At 44.3% G+C, this 17,262-nt stretch carries 5 protein-coding genes; all 5 read right to left on the bottom strand.

What is annotated here, in order from left to right; genetic code table 11:
- Nucleotides 1-11,676 (bottom strand): autotransporter-associated beta strand repeat-containing protein (locus tag ICN24_RS09060; protein WP_216223204.1); only part of this gene is annotated, 11,676 nt, incomplete at its 3' end.
- Nucleotides 11,677-11,809: 133 nt separating this feature from the next.
- Nucleotides 11,810-13,558 carry a ShlB/FhaC/HecB family hemolysin secretion/activation protein gene (locus ICN24_RS09055; protein WP_216223202.1) on the bottom strand — a complete coding sequence of 583 codons (1,749 nt, stop codon included), beginning with the start codon at nucleotides 13,556-13,558 and terminating at the stop codon, nucleotides 11,810-11,812.
- 108 nt (nucleotides 13,559-13,666) lie between these two features.
- A complete protein-coding gene (locus ICN24_RS09050) occupies nucleotides 13,667-14,275 on the bottom strand; it encodes a response regulator transcription factor (protein WP_216223200.1) in 609 nt (202 codons plus the stop codon).
- A gap of 206 nt (nucleotides 14,276-14,481) precedes the next feature.
- On the bottom strand, nucleotides 14,482-15,969 hold the full coding sequence (locus ICN24_RS09045) for a sensor histidine kinase (protein ID WP_216223198.1): 1,488 nt from the start codon (nucleotides 15,967-15,969) through the stop codon (nucleotides 14,482-14,484).
- A gap of 169 nt (nucleotides 15,970-16,138) precedes the next feature.
- Nucleotides 16,139-16,729, bottom strand: a complete 591-nt coding sequence (locus ICN24_RS09040) for a hypothetical protein (protein WP_216223192.1) — start codon at nucleotides 16,727-16,729, stop codon at nucleotides 16,139-16,141.
- Between the last annotated feature and the right edge of the window lie 533 nt (nucleotides 16,730-17,262).

Genomic DNA, 17,262 nt, shown 5'->3' with positions numbered 1-17,262 from the left:
TAGGGATGTAATCGCTGCTCCACCAGCGCCACTAGCAGTCGAGTAGTAGGTGTAATTAATCACTGGGGTAGCACCATAGACGCTCGTTTGACCAGAGCCGATGATGACGTAGGCGTTGGCTTTGCCGATGATGACTGTATTTGTTCCATTAGCATTAGTGCTACCACTCATGGTACCTGCTGAGCTACCGCTGGAGGTTGGTGTAGAGCTCAAAGCATAGTTACCAAATAACCAGCCACTCGTTGGCGTTAAGCTATTTACGGTCAGACTTCCGCCAGCAGTTGCATTTCCAACAGCACTTAAAGTTGCGCTTGATGCAGTGCCGCCAACGTCACTACCCACTAAACCATACACAGTGATATTGCTTGCACCTGAAATAGTGCTGCCATTGCCTTGGTAAGTGGCATTTACAGTCACACCTAACGGTGCTGGGTTGATAGTGTAAGTAGAGCCACTGGTACTTAGGCTGTTGTAATTTGCACTTACACCGCCATTACTGCTAGCCCCTAAAGTCAAGCCAGTTAATGAATTCAGTACGCTATTACTTTGAACATTAGCTGTAATGAGGTTAGTAGCATCACCGCTACCGGTTATTGCAAATGTTTGACCATTAACACCATAAGCAGTCAAGGTAGTGCCTGCAACTACTTTAGTGCCGTTGTATGTTTCACTACCGCTTAATACTAAATTTGCCTTACTAATAATGACGGTATTGGTACCGTTTGTATTCGTACTGCCACTCATGGTTCCTGCGGAGCTGCCGCTTGATGTTGCTGTGGAGCTCAAAGCATAGTTGCTTAATGACCAACCACTAGTTGCCAGACTATTCACTTTCAAGCTTCCACCAATTGTGGCATTACCTGTTGCACTTAAGCTAGCGTTTGATGCAGTGCCACCAAGATCGTTACCAACTAAACCATATAAGGTGATATTGCTAGCGCCTGAAATAGTGCTGCCATTGCCTTGGTAGGTGGCATTTACAGTAACGCCCAATGGAGCCGGAGTGACACTAAGTGTAGTTTGCGCTGTAGTTAATGCATTGTAATTGGTGGCTAAACTGCCACCTACCCCAGACAAAGTAATGCTAGTTAATGCGCTAGGTGCTTGAGTACTTTGTACATTACCGTTATTGGCTAAAGAGATGGTACCGCCACTCAACGTAAAAGTTTGACCATTAATACCAGTTACAGTCAAATTGCCATTACTAAAGGTGCTTGTGCCGTTATAGACTTCAGTACCGGTAGCAGTTAAATTGGCCTTGTTAATAATGACAGTATTTGTACCGTTTGTATTGGTGCTGCCACTCATGGTTCCTGCTGAGCTGCCGCTAGAAGTAGCCGTAGAACTTAAGGCGTAGTTGGCAAGTGACCAACCACTCGTTACTAGACTGCTCACAGTAAGACTGCCGCCTGTTGTTGCATTACCAGCAGCATTTAAGGTCGCGCTTGATGCAGTACCACCAACATCGTTACCAACCAAACCATATAAGGTGATATTGCTAGCGCCTGAAATAGTGCTGCCATTACCTTGGTAAGTGGCATTTACAGTAACACCCAATGGTGCTGGAGTAACGGTTAGGGTTCCGGCAGTTGTACCGGACCCAGTTAATTGATAGTTTGGTGAAGATAAGCCACTGACATATAGAACATTGTTATAGCTTCCAGCGTTTGCCAGAGAGTTTAGTTGTACGTTATTGGCGCCGGTAGTGATGTTGTTACCTTGAAATACTGCCGCACCTGATCCGCTGATAGCCGCCAAGGTGTAAGTAGTTCCAGTGCCGTTTGCAAGGCTATTAATCGTATAAGCAATGGAAGGTGCAGAGCCATATATCGGATTGCTTGAGCTGCTGAAGATAATATAAAGCGTAGGCTGACTTGAGCCACGATACATCACGTAATAGCCAGGCGTGGATGATGGGAGCGTGCTAACTGTAGCGCTGTAGGTGATGGTGGCTGATTTAGCAGCAGCAAATGTACCTAAACTTCCGCTGTAAGAAGCAGACCCAGAATACATGGCGATGACCGCCCCACTACCGGCAGAAATAAAATTAGAAGCAATGCTATTGAGAACAAGGTTATCAGCATTAATGATGGAAGTCGTATCGCTATAGCCTGCAGCTAAGGTGATTGCAGGCGAAGCTGGCGTAGCTGATGTACTCGTAGTTGTAATTGCATTATTTACAGTTAAATTTCCAACAGCAGTCCCAATGTAAATAATTCCCGTAGAAGATATGCCCGAATAGGTCATTCCTCCAATTGTCATTGAACCTACGGTTAGCGCATTGCCGTTAGCGATTGAGAATGCACCAATGCCTGCAGCTGAGGCAATATTAGAAACCTTGCCATTGGTGATTTGAATGGAGTTTGTGCCAATAAATGCTAAATTATTATTTAGCGCGGAGAGCAAACCTGTAAGCTTGATTGGACCTGCACCACCAATCAACGAATCTGCAGTGACGTTGATTGAATTTGCATAAGTAGCTAAATTAGATATATTGCTATTGGTTAATGTTCCACCATTCAGAACCAATGAGGTGTAACTAGAATTACCGTACTGAGATGATGGCTGACCATTAAGATCTAGCGTTGCACCAGAGCCTACGGTAACAATGATTGAGGTTGAATTGGTGCCCCCTAAGGAACCCACAGCCCCCATTTTGATGGTACCGGCCGTGATAGACATATTCCCAGTAAATGTATTTGAAGCGGACAGAGTTGTAATGCCTGTGCCAGATTGAGTAAATGTCGCCCCACTACCGGCCAATGATTCGGAAATAGTTACATTGCTGTTATTGGCAAAGCTATAGCTAGGGGCAGTTAAAACGCCTGTTCCAGAAATTGCACCACCGTTTGCACCTATATAGACTGCGCCAGATGTTTGTGAAACGCTGCCAAGCGCCAATGTACCGCCATTCACAATAATTGCATTACTAGAATTCAGGGTGCCAGGAGACAAGGTTCCAGCATTAATAAATAAACTACCCTGCGAAGATCCCGAAAGATTTAAAGCCCCGGATCCCATTTGTGTAATGGCACCAGCCCCAGTAAATCCAATGGTGTAGTTCTGTGTAGTGGAGAGGTTAAAAGCAAGATTACCGTTATTTGTTACTGCACCACTACCAATGGATCCTGTAGTACCCCCATTACCAAACTGAATGGTTCCTTGAGTAATGGTTGTAGTACCAGTGTAGGTATTATTCGCCGCAAGCACCAAAGTGCCATTGACTGAATTTGCATTAGTACTGCTTACTGTCACTGGTACACATGCTCCAGTACAAGTTTTAGTGACGCTTGTTGATCCAGTGACTGCACCAGTAATACTATTTGCAGCATTGCTGGAATTAATGGTGATGCTACCTAGATTAACGCCGCCACCAATAGTGACAGCACCACTGCCTGTATTCACTGACAGCGTAGTTAAATAGGAAGGAGGAGCAACGCCGTAACCAAGCATGACAACACCAGAGCCACCAAAGGCGCCATTACCAGCGCTATTACCGCCGCCGCCACCACCGGTGTTGGCTTGACCAGCTGTTGGACTACTTCCACCTATACCGCCGCCGCCAGATGCTGTTCCACCAGCAGCTGAACCCCCGCCGCCGTAATAAACCGTTTGACCTGTGATGTCAGAGGCAAGACCTGGGCCACCATTTGTCAGGGAGCCATTACCGCCTGAACCGCCACCGCCACCCGCGCTATTGGCGGTGCCAAGACCTGAAGAGTTACAAGGTATACAAGTACCTACCCCAGCATTTGAGCTGGTGTATGCAGTTGTCACTCCATATCCAACGCCTCCAAAGTTTGATCCCGAGAAACCATAGTAAAGAAGGCCGGTATCAGAGCCGCCATATCCACCTAAGGCGGTGACTGATAAACCTCCACCAATAGAGCTGCGACTTCCGCCGACGCCATTATCGTGACCCCAATATCCAACTACAGATCCACCCGCGCCAACAGTAATGCTGTAAGCAATTGAAGTTAAATTTGTTGAACCATACAATACGCCGCCACCGCCACCGCCGCCACCGCTGGCGCTACCATTACCCATGCCGCCGCCACCCACAACCAAATAGCTAGCATTCGCGTAAGTAGTTAAAGGTGTGAAAACATAATTAGTTCCGTTCCAACTTAAAGTTGCACCCCCTAAATTGACAGGAGTTCCTGTAGCAGTAAAACTACCGCCGTCATAAATATATGCTCCGCCGCCAAGTAGCTGAAGAAGGTTATATGACAGCGCAAATCCTGTCCCAGTCGTTGTAACTGATCCAGCAACACTGACGGAACCATTCTGGGTTGAGTTTAGATTGATGGCTACACCATTTAAAACAAGGTTACCTCCATAACTTTGATTCCCCGTGGTATTAACGTCAGCATTTAAGAATGTATTTTGACCAGTTGCTCCCGTGACAGTTAATGCGCTTAATGGCGTGACACCGCCGACGGTGCTTCCGAAAGTCACCGCTCCATTTCCTGGGTTGATAGTTAAAGCATAGTTACTTACTGAACTATCTAAAGTAGAGCCAAAACTCACGCTAGCATTGGTGGTATTTAAAACTGCATTAGAGACAATTAAGTTGGCGCCTAAATAATTTTGTGCGGCATTTGTAGTAACCGAGTTTCCAATAGAGCTGGCACCCAATACTGTCAATCCAGAATTATTCGTAGAATTAGTGATCGTTGCTGATGGGTCCATGCTGAGCGAGCCCAGGGTTACAGTACCTGGATAACGCAGATCCAGAGTGCTATTGGCGCCAATCGATACCAACCCAGAGCCTAAGGCTGTAGCACTTTTAGCAGCCAAAGTACCACTAGAAATTGTGGTGACACCGTTATAGGTATTGGCACCGGACAAAGTAACAACACCTGATCCGCTTTGCGTAATCGTACCTACTCCGGAAATATTGCCAGAGAGAATGACGCTTGCGCCATTAACAAAAGTAATACTTCCGTTATTAACGATATTGTCAGAGATCGATTGCGTGGCAGCCGTATCGTAGTTCACCGAACTTAAACTATTAATCTGAACTTTAAAGATAGCTCGTGAGCTTAAGATCAATGATATCGGCGCAATACCAAGGCTCCAATTGGATGCCGTAGACCACAAGCCACCATTGGCTCCCGTATAAACATCAAGCGCGATAAGAATGCCAGTACCGCCATTATTGGAGATACCTCCAGGGAAATTCGAGAGGCTAGTAATACTTAATCCAGAAAATATGACATTACCTGTGTTTGTCGTATCGCCAATATTTAAAGGAGTTGCTCCATTTGCAGTTACACCGCCACTGATCGTTGCGGTCTGATTTGCGGCAGCACCAATTTCATTTGTACCATTACCCAGAATGAAATTATTTCCAATGGTGCTCGTGGTTGAATCAATTAAAGTTCCACTATTCAGCGTGACATCACCTACTGAAAGATTAGACCCACTAGTACCACCGGAAGATACTTTTAAAGTAGCCCCGCTTCCAATCGTAGTACCACCAGCGTAGGTATTGGCACCAGTGAAAATAACAGTTCCCGCATAGCCAGTATTACCAACCTGCAAGCCAACTGTATTAGCACCAGCGCCATCTCCTACTACACCAGCGATTGTTAATGTTTGATTACCTGTTTTTTGGGCAATTACATCGGTAAGAGTTCCAGGGCTCGCAAAACTATTCGATAAAGTAATTGGCACATATTCAGTAACGGACGTGGTAGTGCTGCTATTAATTAATAGGGCTTGATTAGAACCAACACCTGTACCAGACAGAATAATTGTTGGTAAATTGCTTGTTTGAGCATTGCCACCAAAATTATGACCATTCAAATCTAGGATGCCGCCTGCATTAATCGTCACATTACCAGTGCCAACAGGTGATGATGTCACCGCAGAAGTGGTTACCGTGAAGTCAGAGCCCAACTTCAGTGTTCCGGCGTTAATTACAGTGCCACCACTATAGGTATTGAAATTGCTTGCACCGGATAGTGTTAATGCTCCAGATCCATTTTGGATTACTGAGCCAGATCCGCTAATGTTGTTGCTTACTATAATTGCATCATTACGGTTAAAGATTAAATTGCCATTATTAGCTAGTATGGCGCTACCTAAGTTTCCGCTTGTAGCAGCATTACCCACCTGTACTGATGAACCACTATTAATGGTGATTGTTCCAGAATAAGTATTACTTGTAGAGCCAGTCAAGATGACGGATCCACCCCCAGAAACAGACAGCGCACTACTTCCTGAAATGACGCCATTTAGATAGATCGGCGAGGCATTAGCATTGATAGTCGATGCAGACGTGACTGAGATATTGCCATTCCATGTTTGACCCTGAATATTGGTACCTTGCAAGGTGCCACCATTTAAGACTAACGCGTTGCCTAAAGAAGAACCATCAGTCAATAAAGTGGATCCAGAATTGATATTGACCGTTCCAGAGCCTAAGCCAGTATTTGCGCCGCTACCAGAGCCAAGAAATGCAGTGCCGCCATTCAATGTGGTGCCGCCAGAGTAGGTGTTGGCTCCAGCGAAGGTAAAGGTACCAGCAGATAAGACTACCGAACCTCCGGTGCCGCTGATAACCCCATTGAATGTGTCATTTGCATTAGTGATCGTTAGTATTTTTCCACCCAACACAGCTGTGCTAGTACTTGGGCCTGCAAGACTTACAATTGAAGCGCCGGTTGTTGTGCCGCTGATATCGAAGCTACCACCATTACTCGTAATCACACCTGCTGAAGTAGCAATTGAACCAGTACCAGTTAAAGCAAGCGTCCCATTGGTAATAAATGTTGTACCAGTAAATGTATTGCTTGCAGTCAGTGTTTCAGTGCCAGAACCATTTTGCGAAATCGAACAAGTAGTTGCTGATGCGCATGCAAGCGCTGTTGTCCAGCTCTGATTATTACTAAAGCCAAAAGCAAAATTGCCACTATTAGAGAGTGCGCCCACTCCAATTGAACCAGTAGTGCCGCCATTACCAATTTGAATTGTTCCACTTGTAATGGTAGTGGTACCTGTGTAAGTATTGTTTGCTGCAAGAATTAAGGTGCCGTTAACCGAATTAGCATTTGTTGCTGTGACCGCAACTGGCGTACAGGTACCGGTACAAGTTTTAATGAGATTAGTCGCCGTAGAAATCACGCCGCTAATAATGTTGGCAGAATTGCTAGAGTTAATCGTTAGATTTGGTAAGCCAGTGACAGTACCGCCAATGGAAACTTGGCCAGAACCAGAGTTGATGGTTAGGGATGTCGGAAGGGCTGGGTACAAAGTACCAAACCCAAGCATTACAACACCAGAACCGCCATATGCACCATTCTTACCATTACCTCCACCACCACCGCCACCGGTATTTGCTTGACCGGCTGTTGGACTACTTCCCCCTGTACCACCACCGCCAGATGCTGTTCCACCAGTAGCTGAACCCCCGCCGCCGTAATAAACTGTTTGACCAGTGATACTAGAGGCAACGCCTGGGCCGCCATTCACTCCAGAACCATTGCCACCAGAGCCACCGCCACCGCCAGAAGTAGTAGCTGTAGATAGGCCCGGAGAATTACATGGGGAACAAGTTTTACTACCTAAGCCAATATTTGATGCGTTGTACAAAATACCAACACCCCAATTGGCCCCAGCACCACCTATGTTAGATCCCGATGCACCGTTAGAGCCAGGTATGTAATCGGTGCCGCCATATCCACCTAAAGCGGTGACTGATAAACCTCCACCAATAGAGCTGGGATTTCCGCTGATGCCCAAATCATGATCCCAGTATCCAACTGGACCACTTGTGGGGACGTTTCTAGCTGAAGATCCACCTGCGCCGACAGTAATGCTGTAAGCAATTGAAGTTAAATTTACTGAACCAGACAATACGCCGCCACCGCCACCGCCGCCGCCGCCGAGCAAACCATTACCCATGCCACCGCCACCCACAACCAAATATTGTGAATTCGTAAAAGTGCCATTGGGATTAAAAGAGTAGTTGTAAGTCAGAATGCTATAACTACCGCTTGTACTACCAGAATAAGAAAGCGTTGCTGAAGTTGTCCCAAGAGTTTGATTGGTATAAGTTGTACTTGCACTAGGATTGGTAAAAGTAACGCCGTCAAAAATATAACTACCACCATCAAGTATTTGCAGTAAGTTGTATTGAAGTAAGAAGCTAGATCCATTTGTAACTACATTACCTGTAACTGTCACAGCGCTATTGGTTGTATTAAGTGCAATTGCTGAGCCAGTAAGCGTGAGATTTCCGCCATAACTTTGAAGACCAGTAGTTGTGACATTGCCACTTAGTGTAGTGGTCTGCCCAGTTGCATTACCACTGACACCCGTAATTGAGAGTGACCCCAGGGCGGTGGTTGTACCAACATTACCGCCAAAAGATACCGCACCACTTCCTGAGGAAATTGTTAACGCATTGTTTGTACTGGTATAGCTATCCACAGTGGAGCTAAAACTAACTGCGCTATTGGTGGTTGTCAGGGTGATGCCTGAAGCATTATTAATAACCACTGCACCAGTGTATGTCTGGCTGCCAGCAGTTGTGATATTGGCAGCGATGTTGATTGTGCCGCCAGTCAAAGTTAAGGTTGCAGAACCTGTTGTAGCTGAGATGGCGCTATTAACGAAAATGGTGTTGGCACTAGACGAACCAGTAGAAATACTAACGCTGGTACCACCAGTTAATGAAGAGTTAATAGCGCTAGCCAAAATCGTACTTGTAGCGCCAGCAGTAAAGGTTGCTGAATAAGCAGTCCCAGAAGCGCCACTAGCCGCAATGGTCACATCATAAGGATCTAACAACCAAGTGCCCGCAAGCCCATTTTGTGATGAAGCGCTAATTGCGATCGAATTAAGAATAAGCTGATTGCCTGAGGTTTCAATCAGGCCACCGTTGCCGCTTGTACCCAATGCCTGTGCATTGAAGGTTCCGTATGCCGCGAGGTTATCACCCCACACCAAAACATTGCCGCCATTGCCGCTAGTTATTGCATTTGCTGAGATGATGCTATTGGCATCCACTGTAGTTAGCTGGGAAGTTGGAACAGTAACTACTGAAGACAGACTTGGTAGAAGCGCATCTTGCGCTACGCTACCTGGAAGAGGACTTGCTTGGAAGTCGCGACCGGTGATGATGTTGCCGCCGCCTTGTTGGCCATTGGCTTCTAATGTTGCGCCAATGAGGCTGGTGCTGATAAGGCCTGACTGAGCAATCGTACCGCCTAGCCCTGCTCCGCCATTGGTTTGGACGTAACCCGTATTTTGGTAAGTACCCGCTGGGGAGCTGAGGATGATCAAACCACCGTTATCGGCATTGGCTTGAATAGTTGCTGCAGTGTTTAGGAAATTGTTGCCGGCAACGTAAATCTGGCCAGCTTGAGAATTGAGAACTACTTGAGGGGTGGAACTTGAATTACTACTTGCTGCATTCGCTGTGATAACTGTGGCGTTATCTAAAGAGGTATTACTTGAGAGAATATTGCTTGATGGTGTGAAATTAACCGCTGCTAATAAAGTAGCAACTTGGGAGTTAATAGAAGGGGGGGCTAAAGTAGAACCTGAACCCACACCATTGGCAATACCAATCTGAATTACCCCACCCTGGGTATATCCATCAGCAGCAATGAGTGCGCCATTAAAGGTATTGGTATTTTGGGCCGTTAATGTAATGGCGCCGCCAAGATTATTTTGGCCGACCGCATCTACGATACCGTAGTTATTAACATTACCGTTTACGGAAACAATATTAATTGAGCCACCATTTTGACCATTAGCAGAAATATAACTTGTCGCATTTGTATTGCTACCGATATTAATATCGCCGCTAGCGATGATATTAATAGCACCGCCATTTGAAGTGTAAATCGTGTTATCAGCAGTTAAGCCATTTTGGCCATTCATGCTATTACGGCGATTGTTTGCTGTAACGATATTTGCAGAATTTAAATTACTTGAGCTTGTATTGTTATTGCTATTACCGTTCGAATTAATATTACCCAGAATATTAATGATCGCACCAGCTAAGTAGATGCTCGAATTAGATCCACCATTGGTATTAAGCGACCCATTGATGTTGATCGTTTGCGCCACTGCATAGACAGTCCCTGCTGTGACATTGCTGTTCACATTAATAGACCCACCTTGGGCATTGAGGTACAGACTGGTCAATGGATTAGCGGAATACACATCAGCCAAGAAGGTAATGACAGGGGTACTACTTTGCGTGCACGCAACTATGCCGCAAGTTGCTGCTGTGGCATCTAAAGTAACGTTCGTTGTGTTCAGTGCATTAGAAAGCACGCTCGCATTGCTTGAATCAATGATGATCGTTAGCGGATCAGTCGTCCAGTTACCGGTTTTGCCATGGGGCGCAGTGGTATCAACAACTAAAGAACTACCGTAAGTGACTGTTTTTGCAGAGCTGGTATCGATGTTGCCACCATTACCGCTAATAGCGCCGCCCATTGCTTTGAGCGTGCCAGCAACCATCGTTTGCACTTGCGACCAAATGGAAATGGAACCACCGTTACCGTTTTTGGTAGCTGAGGCATCAACAATTGCGCCTTTAGCAACAGCTACAACATCAGCATTTACTTGGCTTTGCGCAGTATTTGCATTTGTTTTACCAATGAGAATTTGACCGCCTGATGTAGCACCCGTTGCAGTCGTTTTAGAGCTCTCATTGAGCTTAATTTGATTACCCGAAATAACTACTTGGCCAGCATTTTGAGTTTCTGAATTTGCACTCACAGCACCACTTTGATTTACTGTGCCGGCAGTTAAAAATACTTTGCCGCCTGATGTAGTAATCGAATCTGAATTAATCGTGCCGGTGTTATTAATCACGGAGGCTTTTAAATTAGAAGCAGCATTTGCAGCAATAATAATTTGACCACCGTTAGTAATAATCGCATGTTTATTACTAACTAAACTATTAATAGCAGAAGCATCAACAGTAACATCAGTTAATTGGCTGCCGTTAAAAGATAATGTGACTTTTGTTCCAGAAACTAATGCAATTGAATTTGAGTTAGCAATATTGGCAATTAAAATTCCTTGATTTCTTACCTCTGGCGCCATTAATGCAATATAGCCATTAACGCCATTAGCAGTAATCGTGCCTTTATTAATTACTTTTCCAGATTCACCCCCAGAAAATTTCATTTTTCCAGACATGTAATCAGAATCTTTAATATCCATCGTAGTGGCAACTAAACCACCAGTGTTTACTTCTGCACCTTTACCAAACACAACGCCATTAGGATTCACAAAAATCACTTGGCCATTAGATCGGATAGCTCCATCGATCATGGATTTGCTTGCACCGTTCACTCGATTGAGCGTTGAACTATTAGCATTGGGTTGGTTAAAGTTCACTGTGGCATTTTTGCCGACGTTAAAGCTATCCCAATTAATCACAGCACGTTGTGTGCTCTGATTGATATTCATAACATTGCCAGCTTGATTAATACTAGCTTGCCCTGCGACCACTTGACCGTTGGTCGGTAGAGCGTTGGCAGCTGGAGCAGCAAAGGCACTTGGCACAGCAAGCAATGAAGCACTCAGTACCATGCCCGCAATAACTGTTTTGCGAACGCCAACACCATGACCATCATTGCGATGTGCATGTTTCTTACTTAGCAAGAAAGAAATCCCCAAATTGCGGGAAGCGTTAGTCAAAGGGAATGCCCCAAATTAAATTGATAAGGTTGGATTATTCAGAACTTAGTGGTTACCCTCAACCCGTCGATCGGAGGGATTGGTGAAATTTTTTGTAATACGACTGTGAATGGCTCAACTTGCCTAGTTTTTCCTAGAAAGGAATTGATGCCCTCACCCAAGCTTGCACTGATTTGTAGGCGTTATCGACGTTGAGCTGCTGACCGCTAGAGTTATATAAAGGATTATTTCCAATGCGAGCAGCAAGTGAAGCGCTCACCAATAACCTCTCATATGAAAACCGCGCTGTAATACCAGCATCACCTAACTGGTAATTATTGTTGGCATTCGTTAAGCCCTGCCATCCGCTGTAGAGATTCACATACTGCTGGACCAAGCCCAAGTCACCAAAGGCGCCAACTTGCCAGTTTTCGTCAATCCGGTGCAGGAGCTCAGTCGATAGGATGGCGCCTTGAGAGCCGCCGCCTTGTGATGTTGGATATGCGCGTAAACCATAAGCACCACCCAAATATATCTGCTCTGATGAGTTCAAGTTCTTACTAGCAAACTGTCCATAAATGGAATTGGTCCAGGTGGTATCTTTTAAAAAAGAAAGGCTCTGCGTGTGACTTAAGTTAAAAGTCCACTTTGAATATGAGCCTGCGGTACCTACGCCATTTTGGTCCTGCTGAGACTGGGCTAAGTCACGAATGCCTAAATGACCCAATACATAGCCGGCGGAATAACTTAAGAATCCATTTTCATTAGTCGCCCAATCGCCACCGATACTCAGATTAGTAGCAGTGATTTGATAACTGCTTAAGGTTGCAATGTATGGGACCGTTTGTACGTTGTTATATGACCGGTTCTCGATACTCAATTTTGCTGTGGAGTTAGCACTTTGACTACGCTGTAATGCATAAGTAGTATTTGCTTGAAAAGTTGCTGCGGAACCCGCTGACGGTGTAGAAGAGTTCCAATTAGGCAGCGTCATATACTGCAAATAAGAGCTTTGCACCCCAACTTTCCATCCGTCATAGCCAATAGGGGCAATATAGTTACCCACTATATATCCAGAGCCTTGAGACTGAATCGCATTCAAATTGATTTGGTCACCAATTCCAGAAAGATTATTGAGGCTTAGATTGGCAATCGCCTGTGCGGCGCCGGTACTAGCGGAGCCATAGTTGCTAACAGCAACTTGGCCGCTAAACCAGGGTGTATCGGATACCTTGACCTTAAAGTTACTCAGGCCCGCACTATCTCCTGGCTCAAATGCACCGGTAGCAGATACCCCGGGCACTTCATTGAGCAACAACATAGCACGCTCGGTTGCCTGGGTATTGATAAAGACCTCACCACTCACACCATGGGTAATATATACCTTAGCTCGCTCTAAAGAAAAACGTTGACTTGACTGACCAGTTGTATCGACAGGCTCAACAATCACAGAGCCCATCTTGCCTTCCAAGATTTTGATCAGCACTATGCCATCTTTAATCTCTTGCGGAGGCAAGACTGCCTGAGCAATACGATGATTCACAGAGTAAAAATTTTGAATTGCTACTGCGGCATCTTGTAGCTCACTAATTTGCAGTGTTTTATTAGACCAAGGTGCTACAACTTGCTCTAACTCTTTACTACTAAAAAGTGTATTACCTTCAAAAGTAAAGCGTGTGATAGAAATCTTGGGTCCGCGGTTTTCGCTTGGTGCTTTTTGCTCTGGTTTTGGTGGCTGCACTAAAGGCGCCTGTGATTCACGCTGAATCTGCAAATCAAGCTGGTTTTGCAATGCGCCTGCGTCAGGGGCAGCTTGAGACCACGCCATTGTGGAAGCTGTCGCACCCATTGCGAATAGCGGGATATATAAAGCCGTTCGGGAAGACAAGGAAAATAGCTTCATTCGTATCCATTAAAAATAGGCAATAGCGAGCTCTTTGCTTGCCAATGGCGATATTGTTGCAACTAGGAAAGTGTTTGATAACCCTACTATCGTAGGGATAAAGCAATGCTAGAGCATCGCCAAGGACGTATTGAGTGAAATCAATTCTGAAAGAGACCGAAGACGAAGTTTGTACATCACTTCTGATTTGTATTCTTTAACGGTTGGCAGCGAAATACCTAATTCATCGACGAGCTCTTTATTGCCATAGCCTTTCGCTAATAAATCAAAAACTTGGCGCTCACGTGGCGATAATTTCTTGAGCGCCTCAGCTAAGCGCGTTTTACGGATAAGCTCCATCATCACAATCGCATCTTGCTCTATGGCTTTTTCAACGGCAGAAAGTAATGATTCTCGACTAAACGGCTTTAAAAGGAAGTCGAATGCACCATTTTTCATAGCCTTAATAATTTGCTCATCAGAACTTTCGCCGCTGATGAAAATAATGGGGATCTTATGTCCCTTGGCAAGTAAATCTGCTTGCAAATCAACACCAGAAAGCTGCGGCATACGCATATCAGTTACGAGCACAGCGGGAACCAATGGCTTGAACTCCCTCAAAAATTCTTCAGGATCGGCAAAGGAATGGGCAATATATCCGCAAAAGCGCAAAGTACGCTCAAGATCTGAGCGCAACTCATTGTTATCTTCGACCAAAAAAACGTATTTTTTATCCATAAATACTTATAAGACAGTCCTATAAACTACTAAATCCAACGTTAGCACTTCATCTGACATAAAAAGCGGCCATCAATTCAGTGATTGGGCGTCAGTATGATTGATTCTAGACTGTCTTTATACCCTTCGTTCGCAGGGTAAATTGAAAATCCCACCTAAGGTAGGGAAAGCAATGAAATCGATAAAAAAATTTGCGCAGAAGATGTTTATGCCGGCGCAATAGTAATGAAGAATGAAACCCCCTCGCGGTTTGGGAGATTCTTAAACTCTAAGGTGCCTTGATGGCGCTGCACTATATAACTTGAAAGCCAAAGACCAATACCCGTCCCAGATGGTTTATCACTGGAAAATAGACTGAACAACCTTTCTGCCTGTGCTGGATCAATACCCAAACCATTATCTGCAATCTCTAAGCAATATCGACCATATGCATCTAGGCTACTTTGAATTTGAATCTCCTTATTGCTTCTATCGACAATATCAAGTGCATCAATTGCATTTGCAATCAAGTTAGCAATTGCTTGCCGCATCAAAGAATCCCAAACCATAAACGATGCATTGGCTTGTAAATTCAATTTAATTTGAATTCTGGATTTTCTCGCCCGATCTTCATAAAGCGAGGCAATATCGAAAACTAAGGCATCTAGATCAACCGATACAGATTCCAGTTTGCCCGCCTGAAATAACTTCTTCAAACTAATGATTAGATTGGCGGCCGAGTGATTTGCTGTCAAAGTATTCTTAAGGTAAGGCTTCAGATCCTCTAACTCAGTTCCAGGGCGATTTATGTGCGCAAGCGCTTCATCGCTATTCATCTGAATCCGCGCCAAAAATTGATTGAGCTCATGAGCCAATCCCGCTGAGAGGGCTCCCGTTTCAACCAAGGCATTTTTATTCGATAAGTCCTGAATTAGTTGATCCTTTTCTATCAGAAGCTTGGCAATTCTAGCTTGGTTCTCATGCTCATCTATAGCTGACAACGTATAGTTTTGAGCCCAATAAGCATCCAGGATGATTATCAAAATACTAACTATACCGATATGAAAAAACTTGATGGGAAACAATTGGCCATAATCTTTGTAGCCAATAAGTCCCAGCTGATCAATCAATTCAGGGCTTAAAAGATAGAACTCGATATACACCAACCAAGCAACCAAGAGCAGAATAAAAATTGACAAGGTATTTTGAATAAAACTCATAAGAAAGTTTGGGTGAGTACGATCTTTTTTAGTTGCCTCATAAGAACACCAAATGATGGGTATCAGAACCCGAATAGGATCTATAGCAATATATAAAGTTGTCAGCTCAGTCACTAAATAGAGATAAGCCTTTTCGTTAAGTAAAGGAATAGTTAAAAGGAGAGATGTGACTGCAAATAAGGTCAGGGATATCACGAAGCAGCCACTAGAAACCCGCTTTCGAGTTGACCTAATGAATAATGGCATTAAACAAAAAATCAGATAAATTACTAATTCAAAAAATATTTCTCTCTGCTGAGGTAGAGCAAAATTCTCCCCGGAAAAAAGCTTGTAAAGCACTGCGAAAGCACACATTAATGCAGCAGAATTAAATGCCAAAAATATGAGAGTGGGTTGATTTTTTGGCGCCTTAATTAACAAAGGGGCAAACATGAGAAGGGGAAATAAAATCCCTCCAGCTATCAACATAAAAATTGAAAATAAGGTTACGTTCATTTAATACTTGTTTGCGGGGGCCATGGAATCTTTCATATAAGCATTCTATATCTCAAGAATTAATTTATGAGGGATTGGCTTAATCAATTGAGATTGGGGTGGCGGAAAATACGAAGGGGTTATGGAGCAGCCAGAGATATGAACCATGGAACAAGAGGGCTCATGGCGCCTAAAAAATACGAATTACCTTAATATCTTCGATTTTCTTAAGCGCATCGGCAAAGCATTCTTTGCCGAAAATCCCTAGCCTCTCATTAAAGTAGTCTTTTAATGAATCGGCGTATATCTTAAGAACCCGCTCAGATCTGGCTACTATTGTTGTTTTAACAAAAAAATAGAAAAGTATTGTCAGATACATCCAAGTAATTTTGTTTAAATTTGCTGCCTGTAAACCTAGCATCTCCAATGGGCTTACTGGATGCCGAACATCTATCTCGGGATTTCTTCCGTAACGCCAGCTTTCAATCTGCGGGAGGGGGTGTCGTTTCACTTGATGCTCTAGAAATACCTCATCAATTCGCTTAAGCACCTCTGCTTCACTAATTGAGTTCAGCTCAAACAAGTCCCAAAGCCTGGAATTAAAAACAATCGAGGTACCCCGACAATCAGGATGCGTCTCTACAGCCTCAACCAGCTCTTCAAGACCTCTTCTATGTCTAGCGTCCCGAGGATATATTCCACTTCGCCATATTTTTTCAAATGCTTTAGGGGGCTCAAAAAAAACTTCCTTAGGATCTTTGCCCAAAAACATTTCATCCAAGGCTTTATAAGAAAGATTTGTGCACCCCTTTACCTCCAGGCACCATAACTTAACCCGCGCTATTGCAAGGGGTGTCTTTTTTTGTCCACCTCTAGACTTTTTTTACTTCCAATTCCATGGGCAGGGGCGATTGAATCTCATTCATTGTTCCTTGAGTTTATGTGAACCCCGTCCCAAAATGAGCGAAATTTTGATACTCGCTAAATGATAAGAAACCCAGTTAATCAGGTTTGCCCATCTCAATAGGCTATGCGCGCCTGAAGTTGGGCTGCCTTAACTGCCCAACTACCCATTGAACTATTTGTTGGAGTTTTCTAAGGATTGAACTCTGGATACCCGTGATTGAACTGGGTAATCCTTAAAAATCAATGGGTTATGAAAATCGCCTCGAAAACCAAGGGATTTCAGCCTAAAAAATACTTTTTCCCAAGGAGGACTTTAAGAAAACTTCCTCTTAAATTCATCTAGCGGGATTAGCCCTTTTTGGGCGGTTTTGACGTACTTAAACTCGACTACCGAGACCCCATCAAGGT

Source organism: Polynucleobacter sp. UK-Kesae-W10 (assembly GCF_018881575.1).
Taxonomy (GTDB): Bacteria; Pseudomonadota; Gammaproteobacteria; order Burkholderiales; family Burkholderiaceae; genus Polynucleobacter.
Note: the sequence above shows the minus strand (reverse complement) of the source record. Positions and strands in the feature narration are given on the sequence as shown.

Coding starts and splice junctions, on each gene's coding strand:
- ICN24_RS09055 (WP_216223202.1), bottom strand. CDS start 13,558: ATGAAGCTATTTTCCTTGTCTTCCCGAACGGCTTTATATATCCCGCTA.
- ICN24_RS09050 (WP_216223200.1), bottom strand. CDS start 14,275: ATGGATAAAAAATACGTTTTTTTGGTCGAAGATAACAATGAGTTGCGC.
- ICN24_RS09045 (WP_216223198.1), bottom strand. CDS start 15,969: ATGAACGTAACCTTATTTTCAATTTTTATGTTGATAGCTGGAGGGATT.